The sequence below is a fragment of the Vallitalea guaymasensis genome, from assembly GCF_018141425.1.
Taxonomy (GTDB): domain Bacteria; phylum Bacillota; class Clostridia; order Lachnospirales; family Vallitaleaceae; genus Vallitalea; species Vallitalea guaymasensis.
Genome location: NZ_CP058561.1, coordinates 494,879 through 515,044, shown reverse-complemented (window position 1 = coordinate 515,044; position 20,166 = coordinate 494,879). Strand labels below are relative to the sequence as shown.

Annotated in this window: 22 protein-coding genes and 2 pseudogenes; 16 read left to right on the top strand and 8 right to left on the bottom strand. The window is 29.7% G+C overall.

The window, feature by feature from the left end; translation table 11 throughout:
* The first annotated feature begins 264 nt into the window (after nt 1–264).
* The 3 genes from HYG85_RS02270 (at nt 265) to HYG85_RS02260 (ending at nt 4,566) form a co-directional block, all read left to right on the top strand.
* Nucleotides 265–1,044: a hypothetical protein gene (locus HYG85_RS02270; RefSeq protein ID WP_212692111.1), complete on the top strand. Its 780-nt coding sequence runs from the start codon at nt 265–267 to the stop codon at nt 1,042–1,044.
* Between the two features lie 267 nt (nt 1,045–1,311).
* Nucleotides 1,312–3,327 (top strand): 5'-nucleotidase C-terminal domain-containing protein, encoded by a 2,016-nt coding sequence (locus HYG85_RS02265; protein ID WP_212692110.1) that lies wholly within the window; start codon nt 1,312–1,314, stop codon nt 3,325–3,327.
* Nucleotides 3,328–3,405: 78 nt separating this feature from the next.
* Nucleotides 3,406–4,566: a YibE/F family protein gene (locus HYG85_RS02260; protein WP_212692109.1), complete on the top strand. Its 1,161-nt coding sequence runs from the start codon at nt 3,406–3,408 to the stop codon at nt 4,564–4,566.
* Between the two features lie 93 nt (nt 4,567–4,659).
* On the opposite strand, the pseudogene HYG85_RS02255 reads toward HYG85_RS02260, so the two are convergent.
* Nucleotides 4,660–5,028, bottom strand: a pseudogene (locus HYG85_RS02255) (manganese catalase family protein); the annotation flags it as partial.
* A 417-nt stretch (nt 5,029–5,445) separates the two neighbouring features.
* Between HYG85_RS02255 and HYG85_RS02250 the strand changes: the two are divergent.
* From HYG85_RS02250 to HYG85_RS02230, 5 genes are all read left to right on the top strand, one after another.
* Nucleotides 5,446–6,126: a hypothetical protein gene (locus HYG85_RS02250; RefSeq protein ID WP_212692108.1), complete on the top strand. Its 681-nt coding sequence runs from the start codon at nt 5,446–5,448 to the stop codon at nt 6,124–6,126.
* A gap of 81 nt (nt 6,127–6,207) precedes the next feature.
* The gene (locus HYG85_RS02245) at nt 6,208–6,378 is read left to right on the top strand and encodes a hypothetical protein (protein ID WP_212692107.1); all 171 of its coding nucleotides are present in this window, start codon (nt 6,208–6,210) and stop codon (nt 6,376–6,378) included.
* Nucleotides 6,379–6,885 carry a hypothetical protein gene (locus tag HYG85_RS02240; RefSeq protein WP_212692106.1) on the top strand — a complete coding sequence of 169 codons (507 nt, stop codon included), beginning with the start codon at nt 6,379–6,381 and terminating at the stop codon, nt 6,883–6,885.
* Nucleotides 6,886–6,942: 57 nt separating this feature from the next.
* Entirely contained in the window at nt 6,943–7,557 is a 615-nt protein-coding gene (locus HYG85_RS02235; RefSeq protein WP_212692105.1) for a hypothetical protein, read from the top strand.
* A 24-nt stretch (nt 7,558–7,581) separates the two neighbouring features.
* Nucleotides 7,582–7,818: an Imm59 family immunity protein gene (locus tag HYG85_RS02230; protein ID WP_113675985.1), complete on the top strand. Its 237-nt coding sequence runs from the start codon at nt 7,582–7,584 to the stop codon at nt 7,816–7,818.
* 53 nt (nt 7,819–7,871) lie between these two features.
* Here the strand turns inward: HYG85_RS02230 and HYG85_RS02225 are convergent, their stop codons facing one another.
* Nucleotides 7,872–9,467 (bottom strand): recombinase family protein, encoded by a 1,596-nt coding sequence (locus tag HYG85_RS02225; RefSeq protein ID WP_212692104.1) that lies wholly within the window; start codon nt 9,465–9,467, stop codon nt 7,872–7,874.
* Between the two features lie 198 nt (nt 9,468–9,665).
* Between HYG85_RS02225 and HYG85_RS02220 the strand changes: the two genes are divergently transcribed.
* Nucleotides 9,666–9,839, top strand: a complete 174-nt coding sequence (locus HYG85_RS02220) for a hypothetical protein (RefSeq protein ID WP_212692103.1) — start codon at nt 9,666–9,668, stop codon at nt 9,837–9,839.
* A gap of 77 nt (nt 9,840–9,916) precedes the next feature.
* On the opposite strand, the gene HYG85_RS02215 is transcribed toward HYG85_RS02220, so the two are convergent.
* The gene (locus tag HYG85_RS02215; RefSeq protein WP_212692102.1) at nt 9,917–10,216 is read right to left on the bottom strand and encodes a hypothetical protein; all 300 of its coding nucleotides are present in this window, start codon (nt 10,214–10,216) and stop codon (nt 9,917–9,919) included.
* Nucleotides 10,217–10,356: 140 nt separating this feature from the next.
* On the opposite strand from HYG85_RS02215, the gene HYG85_RS02210 reads away from it, so the two are divergent.
* The 4 genes from HYG85_RS02210 to HYG85_RS02195 all read left to right on the top strand — a co-directional run bounded on the left by HYG85_RS02210 (nt 10,357) and on the right by HYG85_RS02195 (nt 13,700).
* Complete coding sequence (locus tag HYG85_RS02210; RefSeq protein ID WP_212692101.1) at nt 10,357–11,220, top strand: class I SAM-dependent methyltransferase; 864 nt, start codon at nt 10,357–10,359, stop codon at nt 11,218–11,220.
* Nucleotides 11,221–11,423: 203 nt separating this feature from the next.
* Nucleotides 11,424–12,425: a fibronectin type III domain-containing protein gene (locus HYG85_RS02205; protein ID WP_212692100.1), complete on the top strand. Its 1,002-nt coding sequence runs from the start codon at nt 11,424–11,426 to the stop codon at nt 12,423–12,425.
* Nucleotides 12,426–12,643: 218 nt separating this feature from the next.
* A complete protein-coding gene (locus HYG85_RS02200) occupies nt 12,644–13,132 on the top strand; it encodes a hypothetical protein (RefSeq protein ID WP_212692099.1) in 489 nt (162 codons plus the stop codon).
* Nucleotides 13,133–13,178: 46 nt separating this feature from the next.
* Nucleotides 13,179–13,700, top strand: a complete 522-nt coding sequence (locus HYG85_RS02195) for a hypothetical protein (RefSeq protein WP_212692098.1) — start codon at nt 13,179–13,181, stop codon at nt 13,698–13,700.
* 32 nt (nt 13,701–13,732) lie between these two features.
* Here the strand turns inward: HYG85_RS02195 and HYG85_RS02190 are convergent.
* The 4 genes and pseudogenes from HYG85_RS02190 to HYG85_RS02175 form a co-directional block, all read right to left on the bottom strand.
* Nucleotides 13,733–13,927, bottom strand: a pseudogene (locus tag HYG85_RS02190) (manganese catalase family protein); the annotation flags it as partial.
* 13 nt (nt 13,928–13,940) lie between these two features.
* Nucleotides 13,941–14,189, bottom strand: coding sequence for a spore coat protein CotJB (locus HYG85_RS02185; protein ID WP_113675992.1), 249 nt, complete (start codon nt 14,187–14,189; stop codon nt 13,941–13,943).
* Nucleotides 14,189–14,434, bottom strand: a complete 246-nt coding sequence (locus HYG85_RS02180; RefSeq protein ID WP_212692097.1) for a spore coat associated protein CotJA — start codon at nt 14,432–14,434, stop codon at nt 14,189–14,191. The genes HYG85_RS02185 and HYG85_RS02180 overlap by 1 nt, the downstream gene beginning before the upstream one ends.
* Before the next feature lie 96 nt (nt 14,435–14,530).
* Nucleotides 14,531–15,385: a helix-turn-helix domain-containing protein gene (locus tag HYG85_RS02175; RefSeq protein ID WP_212692096.1), complete on the bottom strand. Its 855-nt coding sequence runs from the start codon at nt 15,383–15,385 to the stop codon at nt 14,531–14,533.
* Between the two features lie 188 nt (nt 15,386–15,573).
* On the opposite strand from HYG85_RS02175, the gene HYG85_RS02170 reads away from it, so the two are divergent.
* The gene (locus HYG85_RS02170; RefSeq protein ID WP_212692095.1) at nt 15,574–16,908 is read left to right on the top strand and encodes an MFS transporter; all 1,335 of its coding nucleotides are present in this window, start codon (nt 15,574–15,576) and stop codon (nt 16,906–16,908) included.
* Between the two features lie 62 nt (nt 16,909–16,970).
* Here the strand turns inward: HYG85_RS02170 and HYG85_RS02165 are convergent, their stop codons facing one another.
* Complete coding sequence (locus HYG85_RS02165; protein WP_212692094.1) at nt 16,971–17,708, bottom strand: HAD-IB family hydrolase; 738 nt, start codon at nt 17,706–17,708, stop codon at nt 16,971–16,973.
* A gap of 289 nt (nt 17,709–17,997) precedes the next feature.
* Between HYG85_RS02165 and HYG85_RS02160 the strand changes: the two genes are divergently transcribed.
* Both HYG85_RS02160 and HYG85_RS02155 read left to right on the top strand, forming a co-directional pair.
* On the top strand, nt 17,998–18,810 hold the full coding sequence (locus HYG85_RS02160) for a TIGR00266 family protein (protein WP_113675997.1): 813 nt from the start codon (nt 17,998–18,000) through the stop codon (nt 18,808–18,810).
* A gap of 157 nt (nt 18,811–18,967) precedes the next feature.
* Nucleotides 18,968–20,080 carry an anaerobic sulfatase maturase gene (locus tag HYG85_RS02155; RefSeq protein WP_212692093.1) on the top strand — a complete coding sequence of 371 codons (1,113 nt, stop codon included), beginning with the start codon at nt 18,968–18,970 and terminating at the stop codon, nt 20,078–20,080.
* The last annotated feature ends 86 nt before the right edge of the window (nt 20,081–20,166 follow it).

The window sequence follows — 20,166 nt, the reverse complement described above, 5'->3', positions numbered from 1 at the left end:
AATAGCATACTGAATATTTTTTTGATAATAATCACTCCTTTTTATAATATATAATTTAGTTGATTAAAAATATCATTATATAATAATATTCAACTAATAATAGCATATTGTGATGTTTATTTCAACATATTTGAAAATGAGTTTGAATTTTATAAAGAATTTTATGATTTATGTCTTAATATTTAAATGAGAATTGACGATATATATATATATGAAATATTTGTTACTAAGCAATGAATGTTATTAAATTAAGAGGTGAAGAGTATGAATATTAATACAAATACTAATGGCGGAGTTAATGTATATAATAACGCTATTAGAAATAATGGGAAAAAAGAAACTCCAATTACTAGATTGCAAAAGCAGATGGTAAGAGTTGATAAGAACATTGCAGATATAAGAGAAAATGAAAAATTGACTGCTAAAGAAAAGCAAGAGAAAATTGAACAGCTAGAAAAGCAAAAGCAAGAAATACTTCAAAGGATCAACGAAGAAAAAATCAAAGAAAAAATGACTGAAGTAGAGGAAAAAATAGAAGAGGCAGAAGAAATTGAAGCTAAGAAGAAAGAAAAAGAAGAAAAACCACCTACTCCTTTAGATGAAATAAAAGCTGAATTAGGAATTGAATTATCTTCAAAATCAATGATAAAAGCTTCAAGAGCACTAGATACTGCTAATAATAAACTTAATACAGCTAGAAAGATGAGACAAGATGCCAAGATCCTAGAGAAGCAGGTTGAAACTGATAGAGGTAGAGGTCAAAGTATTGATGTGAGTGATTTTAGGATAAAACAATCAGTATCATTTAGGTCAAAAGCAGATCAAATAGAAACAGAAGCTATGGAAGCTTTGGGAAAAGCTAATAAGTTAGTCAAAAAAGCAAGCGAAAAATTAGAAAAAGCCAAGGAAAAGAATAAAGAGATAAATAATCAGGTAGAAGAAGATGAAAAACAAGAAAGAATGAATTATACTAATCCTGAAAAAAATATAGAAGAAAAACAAAAAGAAGAGGTTATAGGTAAGAATGTAGATGTAAAATTATAATAACCAGAAGACGAAGATATTGTTTATTCATATCTTCGTCTTTTTGTTATTTAAGAATAAAATAGAATTAAGTCGAAATGAAAATAACTTAAAAATAAAAAGTCGAAATACAATATAATATGATGAAATATATGTAAATATTAAGTTAAATAAAATATCAAAACATTGATATATAATAGAATTAGGATTATAATTAGAATGATAGCGAAAACTATCAAAAAGTTTATAGGTTTAAGTAATCAATAAAATTGAAGGAGATGATTTTTAATGAAAATCAGAAAGCCCTTTACACTTCTAGTAGTTGTATTAATGCTAGTCAGCGTTTTTGCAACATCTGCATTAGCTAATGAAGTGTATACTGTGAAACCAGGAGATGTTTTATGGAAGATTGCTGAAAAATATGACACAACATGGGAAGAACTTGCAGAAGTTAATCAATTATCTAATCCTCATATGATTTATCCAGAACAGGAATTAGAAATACCTGGTAAAGCGGAAACAGTTACAGAAAATGAGGAAGAAGATGTAGCGGTTGAAGGTAAAAAAGTAACAATACTTGGAACTAGTGACGTACATGGACGTATATATGCATATGAATATGCAACTGATAGTCCAGATGCTGATGCAGGATTTGCTAAGCTTCAAACACTTATTAATAAAGAAAAAGCAGAAGCACCGGATGCGATATTATTAGACTGTGGTGATACAGTACAAGATAATAGCGCTGAACTATTCAATGATTTACCAATACATCCAATGGTACAAGCCATGAATACTATGGGTTATGATGTATGGACACTAGGAAATCATGAGTTTAATTTTGATAAATCATTCCTAGATAGAAATATTGAAGCATTCAATAATACTGTATTGGCTGCAAATATTTATAAAACAGATGATACACGTTTTGTAGAGCCTTACAAAATCTTTGAAAAAGATGGTATTCGTATAGCAGTAGTTGGATTATTACCACCTCATATTCCTAGATGGGAAGCTAGTTCACCACAACATTTTGAAGGATTAAGTTTTACACAACCTTTGGAAGAAGCTAAGAAAGTTGTAAAAGAACTAGAAGGAAAATATGATGTTCTAGTTGGAGCATTTCATATAGGTCCAGATGGCGAGTATGGCAGTCAAGGTGCATTAGAGATTGCTGAAGCCCTTCCTGAATTTGATGTTATTTTCTGTGGACATGCTCATTCAAGATTTTCTGATAAAGAAGCTAATGGAGTAAAATTAATTGAGCCTGGATGTTATGGATGGGCGCTTGCAAAAGCTGAAATTACTTTAGATGAATCACAAGATGGATATGTTGTTAAGGATGTTACAGTAGAAAATATAGAAACAAAAGAGATTGAAGAAGATAAAGAAATATTATCTGAGTTTGAATTTGTACATAAAAAATCTGTAGAAGATGCAAATATTGTTGTTGGACACATTGAAGATGATTACGTTAAAAATGTTGATTATATTACTGGAGAAGCAAAAGTTACAACAATGCCTACTGCTCAAATAGAAGATACACCTTTAATGGATTTAATCAATGAGGTGCAGTTATTCTATACTGATGCACAGATAAGTTCAGCTGCAGCATTTAAGAATGATATGAACTTAGTAAAAGGCGATTTCAAGAAAAAAGATGTAGCTAACATCTATAAATATTCTAATACTTTGATGGGTGTAAATATTACTGGTGAGAATTTGAAAAAATACATGGAATGGTCAGCCTGCTATTATAATACCTATACAGAAGGGGATGTAACAGTAAGCTTCAACCCTGATATCAGAGGATATAATTATGATATGTTCGCTGGAGTGAACTATGATATTGATATCTCAAAAGAACCTAATAACAGAATTACAAACTTAACATTTAATGGTGAGCCAGTTAAGGATGATGAAACATACAAATTGGCTGTTAATAATTATCGATTCGGTACATTAAAGGGATTAGAGCTTGTTACTGATGAAGATGTATACTACGATTCTTATGAAACAATGCAAGACGCAGGTAGAATACGTGCTTTAATAGTCAAATATATTAAAGAAGAAAAAGAAGGTAAAGCTGTACCAACAGTTGATAATAACTGGAAGATAATAGGCATAGACCTAGAAAGTCCTTATAAAGATACTGTATATGAAATGATTAAGGATGGTGATCTTACTATTCCAAGATCCGAAGATGGAAGAACACCTAATGTAAAATCAATCAATGTTAATGAACTGATTGAAGAAGGTAAACTAGAAAAAAATAAAGTTGAAGAGTTACCAAAAGCATCATAATAAGTAAAGAGTAAGGGGCTGCCAGGCAGCCTCTTTTAACCATCTTAATTACTATAATATACAAGAAAGGACAAGCTTATGAAAAAGTACTTACCTATTATTTCATTTATATTATTAGCAGCATTAATTATAATCTTATCTCCAATATTTAAAATGAATATAAAACAACCTAATTACTTTAAACAGGATTTTGAAGATGCTAAAGTAGTTGAAGTTGTAAGTGAAGAAATTGATGAAGATCCTACCTTTGAGGGAAGATATCTAGGTACTCAAGTAGTTAAGATAGAAATATTGACAGGTGAATATAAAGGTAAAATATTTGAGGTTAAAAATCCCCTTAGCAGGAGCCATAACGTTTATGCACAAGCTGATGACAAGGTAATTGCAAGTATTGATGATTCACTGGAAGAGGCAAATGTTTGGATTTATAATTACAAAAGGGAAAACATACTATATATTCTAATTGCTTTGCTGTTCATTCTATTAATACTACTTGGAGGCATGCAAGGAGTATATTCAATTATTTCCCTGATATTTACAGGCATCATGATAGTATTTTTCATGCTTCCCCTAATTTTTCAAGGAAATAATCCTATCGTAGTGACCATACTGACTGCATCAATTATAATAATAGTATCATTTTTATTGATAAGTGGATTTAATCTAAAGACATTGACTGTTATTATAGGTACGATTATAGGAGTAGTTATTGCAGGGGTTATCTCTTATGTATCTGGTAATCTGGCACATCTATCGGGAATTACTATGGATAAAGGTAAGGAATTGGTATATGTAGCTCAGGATTATAAAATACAGGTAAGGGGATTAATGTTTTCTGCTATATTAATTGCTTCTCTAGGAGCAGTTATGGATGTAGCTATGTCTATCACATCATCAATTTTTGAGATACATCAAACGAATAGTGGATTATCAAAAAAACAATTATTCAAATCAGGAATGAATATTGGTAAGGATGTTATGGGAACCATGTCCAACACACTTATTCTAGCTTTTGCTGGTAGTTCACTTAATAGTATCATGCTTATATGGGGATATCAAATGGGAAGAAGACAATTCATGAACATTCCTTTTATAGGCACTGAGATTATCCAAGGTTTGTCAGGGAGTATTGGGATTGTCTTGACTGTTCCTGTTACCGCAATAATATCTGTAATGCTGTTAAAGCGAAAACCTATTAAAAGTAACAAAAACAAAAGTAATAAAAAGAATAAGAGGTAAAATAAATAAGCTAGATTAATGCATTATGCAAATTCTAGCTTAAACTATTTGTATGATTAATTTATATGTATTAAAACTAGTAATAACTAAATTTTAATAATATTTCTTTCTGTTTAATTCATTCTGAACGTCATCAAGGGCTTCACCAAATCTTTGGAAATGAATTACTTCTCTTTGGCGTAAGAATTTCAATGGTTCAATTAGGTCAGGATCATCAGTGAGATTCATAAGGTGTTCATAAGTCGCTCTAGCTTTTTGCTCAGCTGCAAGGTCCTCGTGTAAGTCAGTGACAGGATCACCCAATGAGCCGATACCTGCTACAGTGAAAGGAACACCGCTAGCATCAGTTGGGAACAGACCATGATCGTGTTGGGCGTAATGTGGAGCTAATCCGGCGTCTTTCAATTCTTGGATTGTTGCACCTTTAAGTAGTTGGTAGATCATTGCGGATATTATTTCTACATGGGCTAATTCTTAGGTTCCAAAAGGTTATCGGTGTTGGAAAAATTTTTTGTCTTATTTTATTTCTTATGATAGATTTGATAGATAAATATATTTAATATTTGTTTTTGGTACAAAAATTGCAATAAATTATACTAAAATGAAAATTAAATTTATTTATAGAAAATATTATTAAAAGGGTTGAATAGTTAGACAATTAGTTGTATAATATGATTTGTAAAATTATATTACAGATAAGGAGGATTATTATGAAAAAAGTAAACATTCCATATTATTACTAATTAGCGTATAAAATGTGTAGACAGTATTTGATTTAACAGAAATAAATTTAGTTAACGATTTTGGCCAATTGGAAAAAACTAAATGTAGGAAAAAATATTAATAAACTATATGATAAAATATTAGGAGGTTACAGGTATGAAATTAAAAGGATTAAAAAAAGTGGTAAGTTGTATGTTAGTTTTAGGAATGGTATTCTCATTTTCGTTGGTAAGCTATGCTGCTGAAGATTATAATGAGTTCGATTCTTTTAAAATAAGTAATGGTTTTGGATATGTTGGAAAAGCCGGAGTAAGATTAACAGCTGGAGCAGAAGCAGATATTAACATTAAAATGAATGTTAAAACTGTAACTCAAGATCAATTAGTAGAATTTATAGAAACACATAAAGACAAACTTACTGCTGACCAATATAGTGAGATTTCAGAGAATAGCTCATTTGAAGCAGAAGGTATGGGCGCAAATCTTTTCAATTGTTTAGTTAGTGTAGTTTATGGTGATGGTTCTAGTGATTACTTTGCAAATGCAAGAAATAAAGAAGTATTACTAGGTGAAGAAGAAGATAAAGCTATATTAAAAGAGCTTAAAGATATTACTGAACAAGAATATGAATTATCAGGTACTATCAAAGCTAGAGGTCTAAGCTACATACCTACAGAAGCATATTGTTTCGTAGAAGTAACAAGAATCCAATTCAAAGATGGATCAACTTTAAAAGTAATCAACACAAATGCTACAGTAGCTGAAGGCGACGGAACTAGAGATGCTGTAACTGGTTCAGAAGGTAACGAACCTTTAAACTTAATTCCTCTAGGTTAATATAGATTAAGAGATTTCGTATTATTTAAATATAGAGTTTAAAAGTATACAAGCTTTGGGTTTAATGAGAGGACTGCTAATATGGCAGTCCTTTTTAGTTTATACATAAATACAATTGATATTTCTTTTTTGTTGCTTATTGTTAGATTATCTGTTAATATATATCGGGAACTATGTGGTGATATTGCTTGTGATTTGTATAAAGCTAGTGCAATAATTATAATAAAATGTAATGTAAAGGAAGAAATGTAAATGACTAAATTTTATCCAATATATAGAGGATGTATTAGTACAGATCGACGACCAAGTGTAATACAATATAAGATTGAAAAATTGATAAAGAAAAAAGAAAACACTGATAAAATTCAAATACATACATCAATAGATTTCTTTTCAAAAGAAGAGTACTCTGGATATGTAAATGAAAAAGGATTTAAATTAAAAAGATATAAATATTTAAAAGGAGATCCATCATCAATAGTTTATAGAGGTAATATAGTTAAAGAGGGAAAGATTAGTAAAATATATTTAAAGTTTTATTATCCTTTCATATATTGGCTAGTATTCTTATTTTTATTTACCCAATCTATAACATCAGTTGTATCATATATAAATGGGTCAAAAACCATTGAACAACCAATAGGATTTATTATCGGTACCTTAGTATATTATTTTGGTATGATGGCTGGATTTAACTACAGGACTAAAAAAGTTAAAGCACTTATAGAACATTTATTAAATAATAGAAAGATTAAATAAAAAATAAAAAGAACTATTTACATATAAAAACACATTTTATGAGGAGTAGAAGTTACTATGTTTGGACTAGAAAAATATATTAAAGATTATGGAGATGGACCTAAAAAGATTATAAAAATGGGACGTTCTAACTTAATAATTGGTATCATTGCATTAATATTTACCCTAGGAATAGGGATTGCTCTTAGTATCTTGTGCAGACAACTAGAACCATTATATATTTTTGTACCTTTCTCAATAATAAATATTTTAATTATTCGAAACAATATTAAGAAAATAAAAGAAGGTAAAAATAGACTACTTGATGATAATTCAATTTATGAAGCTGACAAGTTTCTTAAAGATTTTCTAAGCAATGATATAAAAAGAGGAGTTTTATTAGATTATCTTAATGCTGCACTTATAGAATATTTTACAATAAAACCGATACTAGTAGAGAATAGAATCTTAGATAATAAAATTAGAGGAGTTATAGATAATAATATCAATATTTCAGTATTCCATGACTGGATTGATATAGTATGGTTTATAGATATTTTTGAATTGGAAGATGATACATATAATAAGTTTAAAGCAATTGAAGATTATCGACTAGAAGGTAAAAATATACCTGTTAGAGAGCTAAGAGAAATGATTAATATGTCTCGTTTTACCAATACAGTTTGCTATTAATAAAATAGAAAGATTAGGTGAAAAATGAATAAAAGTGATGCAAGAAAAATTATTGAGAATGAAAATTTAAAACACTACAATTGGTTTGGTAACCATGAAGTTTATCCATATGAGGTAAGTATAAGCAAAACAGAAAACAGTTGGAGTGTTTTTACTGCTGATGAAAGAACATGTAAAATATCAGAAGCTATATATGATAATGAAAATGATGCTTTAACTGAATTCATTAAAAGGTTACGAGCTGATAAGAAATTAGGATGATAATTGTTAATAAAATAATAAGCCATCAGTATTTGATACATAATGATGGCTTATTATTTTTTTGGTAGCTTTGGATATAGTACAAGGTTGAAATCATCGGGGTTTCCATGCCAACGACCGTTGACTGTCTTGGTATAAACAACTTTATCAATAACTTCTTTGAGTAATTCATTCTTTTCAGCAGGATTTGTAAGATTACCGTATGTCTCTAATATTCGTTCAATTTTGGGGATTAAAGTCACTTGATTTTTATTATGTACAGTATTTTGGTTAAGTACATCTAACAATTCGTTTTTAGTGTTTTTTACTTCGCTTATTTTATCAGTAATTATTTTAGATCTTTCAAGAAATTTATCAACTGAGTAAACACCTTGTTCAAGTAAATCATGTAAAGTATCAGATTGCTTTATTAATGTCATTAATTCTTCATCTAATTTCTTAATAGATTTTTCAGTAATTTCATGTTGTAAATTTAAATTGCTTTTATCATGTTTTGATGATTTTATATCCAACTTATAATTTATTAACCATGTTCTTAGACATTCAATTAGTTTTTCCTCAACAACAGATAATTCACAACTAATATTATTGCATGATGAAATTTTACATATCAAATAATCAGGAGTGCTGTTGGTATAAGACCTTCTAACCATTTTTCTTCCACACATACCACAGATAGCTATTCCAGCTAAAGGATTTTTTATATTATATTTACTGGGAATAGGAGCCTTAGAGTTTTCAGATAAACGCTTTTGTGCAAGTTCAAATGTAGTGTTATCGATTATTGGTTCGTGTAATCCATTAACTAGAATCCAATCTTCTTTTTTGGTTCTAGGTCTTGATTTAACAATTTTACCATCAACCATTCTTTTGACTGTAGGACGTGAATTCCATCGTATTTTACCTATGTATACAGGGTTTTTGAGAATATCCCTTATTGAAGATTCTACCCATATTTTACTTTTTACCGGTGAAATTTTTAATTCATTTAATTTATTGGCTATAAGTGTTAATCCGAATTTATCGGAAGTTCCATCGGAGTGCGATTCACCTTTTGTATATAGGATGAAAATTAATTTTACAGCCTTAGCTTGTTCATGATTTATTTCTAAGGTATAACCTTTATCATTTTCTAATTTTTTTCTCATATATCCATAGGGAGGTTTATTTCCTAAATATTTTCCTTCTTTAACAGACTCTATTCTGCCCCTTTGTAAACGTCTATTTATTGTTTTATATTCACGTCGTGACATGAATAGACCGAATTCAAAGTACTCTTCATCAAATTCATTTTTGGGGTCATAGTCTTTCATAGGGGTTATTATTTTAGTATTAGAGAATTTAAAACTTTGAGCAACTATTCCTTGGTCAATAGTATCACCACGTGCTAAACGTTCAACTTCAACAACAAGAACACCAGACCAAATGCCTTGTTCTACTTCTGATAGAACCTGTTGAATAACTGGACGGGAAGATATAGTTTCTCCAGATACAATCTCTTTATAAATTTTAGTAACATCTAGATTCCTGTTTTTAGATAAATCCAATAATATTTTTTCATGCCTAGCTAGAGTTTCTCCTTCTCCATGTGCTTCTGCTTCCATATCTGAACGGGATTTTCTAAGGTAGATACAATATTCAGCTGACATACAAACACCTTCATTTTTAATTTTAGCTCTTAGGAGGATTATATAATTTCTATTTATATCTATTACAGCAATTATATTTATATGCAGCTATTGTAAAATAAACTTTATGTTATAAAGAAATTTAATGTCTGAAGTGGCGTGAAGTAATAGGACAAAAATTAGCTAGCATAAATTATAAGATAAAAGGAGGTATTATGTATGATTGAATTAGAAGGTAACATTGTTGAAGAATATAAAATTGGCAATACCAAAGTTCAAATAAGAGATAGTGGATACATTAATAGGACTCCTGAAGATATTCAAAAAATTCTTGACAACATAAGTACCATTATTCTAAATCATTATATACGGGAACAGAATAAGGTAGAATAAGAGTATTTATAGAGCATACATAAAATAAAACCTCAACAAATGTGAGGTTAATTATGAGATTATTAAATTATAAGTAGTTAATAAGAATTTTCAAGAATCATGTTTTCAATATAATCGTATAGGAAAAAAGTATCTGCTTTGATTGATAATGAATATGATGGAGGAGTATCGTCTGGTACTGATCCTAAATATAGTGTACCACCAACCCCATAATCATTTATTTCGGTTATATACATTTGGTAGAAGCTATTATTAAGTAATTTTATAATAACCCAAGTGTTAAGTAGGTTATCTTCATTAGATTCTATGTCATCAACAGTAATTACACGACATCCTTGGTAAGAATTATTTGTAGAATTATTTTCATAAATATACATAGATACAGTCCTTTATTACAGTTGCTTAATATATATTATTCATCATAAAATTCTTAAGTTACTAATGAATTAATATATGAAGTATAATAAGGTAGGAGCATTTGTACTCAATATAGTATATAGAAAGGATGATTAAATCAATGAAAAGTATAACAACTTCAGAAAAGGCTGCAATGATTAGAGCCATGGAAATGATGTTTCTAAAAAACGAGAGATTATATGATGATCAATATTCAATAAAGTTTATTACTGCTTTTAATAGATTCTTCCTTAAAATCATGAAGCCCAAATGCATTAGGAATTGGATGGTAAATTTTATGGATAAGACTGGTCCTGGTGTCTATGGTGGTATTATTAGTCGAACGAAGTATATGGATGATGCATTGGAGACTGCTATTGCAAATAAATTTGATGCTATTGTCAACTTGGGTGGGGGTTATGACACCAAGTGTCTAAGATTTGATATGAAAGGATTGGAATATTACCACGTTGACCAGAAATCTGTTATAACCAATTATGAAAAAATAATGTCTGGATTACAATGTGGTATCCCTTCATATGTTAGGTTTGTACCTATTGATTTTGATACGCAAAGACTTGAAGATGAGCTTGTTAAGGCTGGTTATAGTAAAGATAATAGAACACTGTTTCTTTGGGAAGGTGTTACACAATATATTACGATTGAAGCAGTTATTGGAACTCTGGAATTCATCGCATCATGCTCAAAAGGTAGTCAAGTTACATTTACGTATGTAATCAAAAGTGTATTAACATCCCCTATAAACTTTCCAGAGTATAGTAAAATGTTAAAACTAGGTAAAAGAATAGGCGAAGAATGGATTACAGGATTTGAACCAAATAATATATCAGAGTTTCTAAAGGAACATGGTCTTAAATTGATTGAAGATGTTGGTGATATAGAATATAGAGAACGATATTTTAAACCAATCGGAAGAGAGATTTCTATTATGCCAATTGAACGAATGGCTTTTGCTGAAGTTTGAGAAGAGATTTTAGGATTTATAATTTCCATAGCTCTCTTATTAAAAAACTATAATTGTAAAGAGATAGAAAATTAATAACACAAAAGTTGTAGCAAGAACTATAACATTTTATTGTACTACCTAATAATACTAATTATAAGGCTATATATTGAATATGTATTATGGTATAATTTGGCATAATTAATAGAAAAGGATGATGTATAATGAAAAAAAGACTAAGTATGTTTATATTTTTTGTGTTATTTATTTTTAGTAATGTAATTGTTAATGCTGCCACAGCAGGGGATGAATTACAACAGCCAGAAAATGGTTGGAAAAGATATGAAGTTGTTAAGGAAGGAATTGCAGATAACAGAATTACATATGAAGGTGACTGGGGTGGTCAATATTATTCATATAAAACTACTAATTTTATTAAATTTAATTTTGTGGGAACTGAATTAAGATTGATTAGAAGATTAAGTAGTTACTCTTCAAAAAATCTTTCTGTTACAATAGACGGTATAAAATACCAAACAGATAATAAAGATTCTATGCCAGAATATACACCAGTCATAATGTTTGAAATTAAGAATTTAGCTAATGTTGAACATGCAGTTGTAATTGACACTACTACAGCTGATAGTGCTCATCATGTTTCATTGGATTATATAGATATGGATGAAAATGGAGAATTAAAAGGATATGATGAATCACCAATACAAATTGAGGCTCCAACTAATTTGACTGCTCAATCATCTGATTATAATATAACTCTAAATTGGGATGCAGTAGAAGGTGCAGATAACTATACTATACTAAGGTCGACTACATTAGATGCAATAGATACTATAATAGGGAGTAGTGAAGAAACAACTTACATAGATAGTGATGTAGAGCCAGGAATTACTTATTATTATATAGTACGTGCAGTAAAGAATAGCGTAGAAAGCACTGATTCAAATATTGCATCAGCTATGATTAAAAAGGTGAATCCAGCAGTGTTACAAATTAAATTATCAACTACTGATATATATGAATTTAGAGTAACAATGAACGAGGCTGAAAATTTTATTAAGTGGTATATAGATAGATCAAACGATAATGGATTACCATTCTATAAATTTGCTGCTGAATCAGAAATTGAACCTTATACAGATGCAAATGAGTATTTGATATATAATAAAATAGTTTGGTTTAAAGTTAAAGAATACATAAAACAATAAATATTAATTAGAACAAACTTATAACAAGTAAAGACCCGACCTACTTTAATAATTGAAGTTAGGTCTTTTTTGTTGCTTATTGTTAAATTATCTGATAATATTAATACGTATTTATGTTTTTGGAAAAAGACCTTGCTAAAAATTATTGAATATTGCATTGTAATAGTTAGGAGACTATTGATTAATGAATAGATAAAGTACAGAAAGAGAATTTGCCTATGAAAAGAATTATAAAAATATCAATAGTAATTGTTAGTATTATAGTTGTAATTTTAAATAAAACAATTGAAATAAGTGACTCAAGCCTATCAGAAAAACAAATTATTAAAGGTTGCTTTTATGCAAATAGTTTATACTTCGAAGAGGTAGCTTTGTTTTTAATGAATTTACAATATAATGCAAGTTGTTATTATGAAAATAGTAAACTAATTATTAAAGAGATTGATAATGAATATAATATAAGAATAGTAAACATTGAGGATGAGCAAATAGTTCAATCTATTAAGTATCTATTGAAAAATCTTGATTATAAAGAAATTTCAAAGTATGGAGATGAAGTATATTTTAATTATTATACTACTGGACCGTTTCCGTATGAAACGGGGATAGTATATTCGGAAAAGGATATTATTAACTATAACAGTACATTTTCACTTGAAGATAAATTGAAAGATTGTTGGTATTGTTTCTTTTTTGGCTATACTTAAATAAGTGTGTAAGTTAAATTAATAAATAAGAAAGGTATATATATATATGAATATATTAATTATAGAAAAATACATAATATTAGCATTAAATGAATTAATGGAAAAGGAGCATGTATTATTAAAAAATAATGTTCATGAACGAGCAATTTCCTATAAGTTAGGTACATATATTGAAAAATACTTTCCTTCATATAATATTGATTGCGAGTACGATCGTAATGCAAAAGCAATTGAAGATAAAAAAATAATATATGAAATAGAATGTGAATATGGCGAAAAAAAATCAATGCCAAAAAAAATAATACCAGATATTATTATTCATCAAAGAGAAGAAAACTACAGAAATCTAGTTATAATAGAAATAAAAAAAAGCTGTTCTAAAAAAACTAGTCAAGAACAAGATGAAGTCAAATTAAAAGCTGCTACAACTAAAGTATTAAGCAATTTGGGTTATAAATATGGTTTATTCATATTAATAGGGGTTAAGGAAGATATAGGAAGCTATCAGCTAATTTGGTATGAAAATGGTGTTAAAACACGAGAAGTTGATAGTAAATGTCTTATGTAAATAAATAATAATGGCTAACCCCATGGAACCCATTCTTCAGTTCCAATATCCGTCAACAACCCTTTAGTCTTATTGGTAGGCATAGCATATCTCTGATTAAGATAACGAATAGCAGCACCTAATTCACCGTCAGGTCCTCCATACTGGGTAACGAGCAACCCTGCCATTCTTAGATCTTTCTTTTTGATATTAACAGGAAATTGTAATCTTTTTTCATATAACCACATACTTTATCCTCCTTTATTCATTTTCCCATGGCCATGGTCCATCTAACCATTCCCATGGATATTTGCTTGGAGACATACCAAAGTTAACAAGTGGACCCACATTTAACTCATACATACGTCTCTTGTTCTCATATTGACGTTGTATAACATTATAATCCGAAATTGCTTTTTTACAATCGGGATGAGTATCTAGATATAGATTAAGGTCTAAGGCAGCAAATCCTAATTGTTGTATTTCTCTCATTAATTTTTTATCATACATTAATGACGCCTCCAATCACGATAAGGTTGATATAGATTAGGAAACATACTTCCTCTATGGAATCCTTCTTGTAGAGGGACTAGTCCCACATAAGGCTGATTAGGGATATAAGCTGTTGCCAATCTAATCTCGGGTTCTGGTTGTTTCATAGATTCATTCTTATCTTTATCTGGTCTTACTTGAGGTTGCATCCTATTAGGGCGTTCCAGAAAAACAGGTCTTTTTGAGTTGTACATATCTCTCATTAATATACTCCTTATAAATGTCTATAAGTTACCATATGTTATATATGTAAAATTAGTGTTTTTCCAAATAATAATTTCCATATTAATTTAACCCAACTAATAATAAAACCTCTTAAACTCTGAAGGTGTATGACCAGTAAGTTTCTTGAACTGCTTAGAAAATGTATAAGAATCTGGGTAACCCAATTCCACAGAGATTTCTTTTACTGATAGATTGCCAGCAGATAATAATTTTTGAGCAGCGTTGATTCTCCTATTTAGAATGTAGTTACCTGGTGATATTCTATACTGTTTAGTAAAGAGTTTTCTAAACTTCTCATAGCCCATATTTACATATAGAGCTACATCTTCAACTGAAATCCTGTTGGTTATATTTTCTTCTATGTATTTAATGCTCATTGCTAATATATTCATTTCATCTGTTGTTGTTCTATTAATCCTATCAAGGTAAGTTGCCTTAGAAATAATTGAAATAGCCTCATTCATAAGTAAAGGAAGTTCAATTCTGTTAGCCTTATCTAGTCTTTCATGAAAATCCAGCATTTGTTGAATAAGTTCAAAATCGTGTCCTGGAGTCAAAACAGGTTTATCAGGAGAAAATACATATATCTCAGCTAGACTATTAAAAACATTATGACCTATAGAAAGATATAATTCGCTCCAGTCGTCTGTAGTAACTATTGTACTATGTGTTTTATTAGGGAACCTCTGAATGAAATCCCCAGATTCAATGGATATTTCTCTACCTTCAGTATCCTTGTAAATACCTTTACCAGATAAAACAAACAAACCATGATATTCTTGAGGTGTATAATTGATATGTGAACCATTTATGCTATTTTTCCTAACATAACCACTAAGTAATACTCCTAGAGAATTATTGTTACTTAAAACTCTATGATGAGATTCGTTATTATGAAATTTATTATGTACTATTTCTGCTATATTCATATTGCACTTCCTTAATGTCGTTATTTAAAATTCATTTTACCACAAAAAAAGATGAATACAACCCCAATTTTTTGCATTTTATTTATTACCAAAAATGACATTGTAAATACCAGTATAAACATTTTTTTTATAAAGTAATGTGAGTATAATGCTTTTTGAATTATAGTTTTGAAGCGAGGTGGAGCATAATGGGTTCACTTGTATTAAGTGTGCTAAAAAATAAGAGCTGTAAAAATAAGACAACAGAGGTTAGTTCTAAACATAGGAGTAGAAAATACTTCATCATGGAAGGTGTAACAGGTATAGGACAGAATTCCTTGACAGCTGGAGCATTTTTAGCTGGTTTCATTAACTTATTGAATGGGTCAGAACAAGTAAATGGAATGGTAGCAGTAGCCCCTGCAATAGTTGGTTTATTACAGATATTCTCTTCGTTGATATTTGAGAGATTAGAAAGCCGTAAGAAAACTATTATAAGTATGGCTATTGTACTTAGGTCATTACTGTCATTAGTATATTTCATACCTATGTTACTCATACCACTTGGATTTGGACTAGAAGCTTTTATTTTGTGTTACATATTGGCTTACTCAATGAACGCCTTGATAAGTCCTGCATTGTTTAATTGGTTAGTTGATGTTACGCCTATATCAATTAGAGGGCAGTATTTAGCCTATAGAGATAAAATATCTCTAGGAACAACAGCTATACTAACAATCTTTTTGGGAAAAGTACTTGATTATTCTAAGGATGCAGGTAATCAAATGATAGGTTTTGCAGTAGTTGGTGGAATTATTGCTATACTAGGTTTTTTGAATATCTATGCTTTGATGCATATAGATGAATTTAAAGAAAATTACGTTATCAAAAAATATAATATAAAACAAGTATTGACAACACCATTGAAAGATACATCTTTCAGAAAGATAATACTACTATTTATAATATGGAATTTCTCCTTGCAGATAGGAGGTCCTTACATTGCTATATACATGGTTACTAAGCTTAATCTGAAATACACTTACATGATGGCATTATCAGTTGTGGCGACTGTAGTAAGGGTAGTAGTAGCTAATAAATGGGGTAGAATAGCAGATAAGAAATCGTGGTTTTTAAGTACAGAATGTTCCATTGGAATATTAGCTGTGGTACATTTTACATGGGGATTTGTTAATGTATCTAATTACATTGTTCTTGCTCCTATATTACATATACTATCTGGTATAGCTTGGGGCGGTATAGGGATATCAATGTTCAATATACAATTCCTATATGCTAAAAAAGAGGGAAGAACTATGTACATCGGACTAAATGCTGCTATTGGAGGAATTGTTAGTGGAATAGCGGTCTGGATAGGTGGTAGGATAATAAAATTATTAGAAAACAAAGAATTAGTGATTTTAGGTATGCATATAAATAATATGCAAATTACGTTTTTCATATCAGGGTTATTATTATTACTATGTCCATTATTCGTAAAAGTGTTTATAGAAAACAAAAAGTTGGAACAAGAAGCAGAATAACTAAAGGGAAGCTTACCATATATAATGGAAGACTTCCCTTATTGTTTTATATACAAGCATTCTTAAACATTATCTTCAAAAATTATATCTGAAGGAGATAACTTATAAACCATATCTTTTCTTTCTACTATTATTTGTGCTTTTGTAGATGTCTGAGAATCATTTTTTAGCTTATTGACAAGTTCTCTTGTTGGATTAATAGCAACTGGGAATGCAACGGATTTTAACATGGAGAAATCTCCAGCAGTATCTCCATATGCATAGGATCTAGATAAATCAATATCATATTTTTCAACTAATTCGTTAATCGCTTTCTTTTTATTGACACTATCCCACATAGGAGTTACTTCACCAGTGTAGATATCTCTATCATCCGTTAGATACATTGAACCAATAAAATCGTGAAAACCATGTTTCTTGGACATAGCACTAACCAATTCAAATGGTGAACCAGATACAGTAATAACTTTATGACCTTGCTCAGTATGCCATTTGATTTTATTTCTAGTGTAAGTATAGACTCTATCACCCTTTTGTTCAATAACTTTACCTGCTATAAATTCAATTTGGGTTTTATGAAGACCTTTGATAGCATCAATATATATTTCTGCCATTTTTATCAAATAATCATCATAATTACCAATACGTTTATCCCATTTAATATATTTTTCTCTGACTTCGTTATACCATCTTTGCTTATCAATAATTTCTGACTTAATCAATTTCTTAAATATCTCCGTTATAAGACCTTCTCTATATAGAGTTCCATCAATATCAAAAAAAGCTGCAATATTGCTCATATCATGACCACCTTTCTTGTGGGATTAATAACGGCTGTTATGCTGATAAATAGTACATTAATAATCCATAATATCTAGTATTTAATTATTGTTATATTTATTATACATTATTTACTAATAAAACTGTACGTATTTTAACAAATTTCTTTTATATATAAAGTTAGAGGCATAGATAGGTACTCAATAATTTACAGTAAATTAATTATATTTTAATTGAAGTTGATGTTTTTATTTGATATCATTAAAGAAATAATGAAGACTAATAATAACAGTAAGGGAGAGTATGACTATGGCAATGGCACATGAGATTGATTATAAGATTCAGGGAGACGACATGCAGTTGGTTGAGATCGAATTGGATCCTAGAGAAAGTGTAGTAGCGGAAGCGGGAGCTATGACTTATATGGATCAAGGTATTGAAATGGAAACAATCTTTGGAGATGGTTCTCAGAGAAGTAATCAAGGCGGATTTATGGGAAGATTAATGGGAGCTGGTAAACGTGTATTAACTGGAGAAAGTTTATTTATGACAGTATTCACTAATACTTGGAATGATAAAAAACACGTATCCTTTGCAGCACCTTATCCAGGAAAAATAATACCTATGGATTTAACTGAGTATCAAGGTAAAATAATCTGTCAAAAAGACGCTTTCCTATGCGCCGCTAAGGGTGTATCAGTAGGAATTGAGTTCCAAAAGAAATTAGGTGTAGGTTTCTTTGGTGGAGAAGGCTTCATAATGCAAAAGTTAGAAGGGGATGGATTGGCTTTTGTACATGCAGGAGGAACTGTCATTGAAAAAGAGCTTATGCCAGGTGAAACATTGAAGATAGATACTGGATGTCTAGTTGCTCTTACAAGAGATGTTAGTTACAATATTGAATATGTTGGAAAAATCAAGAGTGCTTTCTTCGGTGGAGAAGGATTATTCTTTGCAACAGTATCTGGTCCAGGAAAAGTATGGATTCAGTCATTACCATTTAGTAGATTAGCAGATAGGATGCTAAGTGCAGTTAGAGGAGTACCTGGAGGAAAATCAAAAGGTGAAGGCAGTGTACTAGATGCATTAGGTGGATTAGGTAACTTATTTGATGGCGACTAAATCATAATTGATCTTACTACATTTCCAATTGCTTATTAACAAAATACAAAGTGTATTCAATAATATGCTGAAAAAAACATAAAAAAATGTTATAATAAGTAGATACGAATAAAAATATGGATAAAATGATTGACATATAATGCAAGGAGATGTTAGTATGCCGCCACTTACTACACTGATAAAACCTGCTTCAGGTAATTGTAATCTAAGATGTAAGTATTGCTTTTATTATGATGTAATGAATAGTAGAGAAATCAAGAACTATGGAATAATGTCAGAAGAGACATTGGAACAATTGGTTAAAAAAGCTTTTGAATTCGCTGAAGGACAAGTGACATTTGCTTTCCAAGGTGGAGAACCAACAATGGCTTCCTTAGATTTCTTCAAAAAATTTATAGTATTAGTAAAAAAATATAACACGAATAATATTAAAGTAAACAATGCATTGCAAACAAATGGAATTGTAATAGATGAAGAGTGGGCAAGGTTCTTTCATGATAATGATTTCCTGATAGGATTATCTATGGATGGGTATAAGGATATCCATAATTACTATAGAATCTATCCTAATGGAGAAGGAACTTTCAATAAAGTGTTAAAGACAACTAAGTTATTTGATAAATATGATGTCCAGTACAATATTCTATGTGTAGTCAATAAACACATTGCCAAGCATGGAAGGAAAGTATATAACTTCTATAAAAAACAGGGCTTCAAATTCTTGCAATTCATACCTTGTTTAGATGAGATTGGGGAAGAACCAGGAAGAAATCCTTATTCACTTACTCCAAAAGACTATGAAATATTCTTGAAAAATATTTTTGACCTATGGTATGAAGATTTTGTTAGTGGTAATGGAATAAGTATAAGAATGTTTGATAATATCCTTCAAATCATTATGGGTTACGAACCAGAGAGTTGTGATATGAGAGGACACTGTTCTGTAAGTTCAGTCATTGAAGCAGATGGTTCCATATATCCTTGTGATTTTTACGTGCTGGATGAGTGGAAATTAGGTAATGTGGTTAACGAAGGTTTTGATGAAATATTTAAATCTGAAAGAGCAATGAATTTTATTAAAGAATCCATTAATACAGATTCAGAATGTCAGAACTGTGAATTTTACAGAATTTGCCGTGGAGGATGTAAAAGACATAAAGAACCAAAAATTGATGGTAAATACACTAAGAACTATTTCTGTAATGCCTATAAAGAATTTTATAAATATACATTACCAAGATTTTTAGAAATTGCTAGAAATATTAGATAATCATATTATTGGATTAAATAGAAATAACACTATTATACAGTAATTAAGGTTAATATAAATAAATACAAGATAAAATAAGCCAAAGA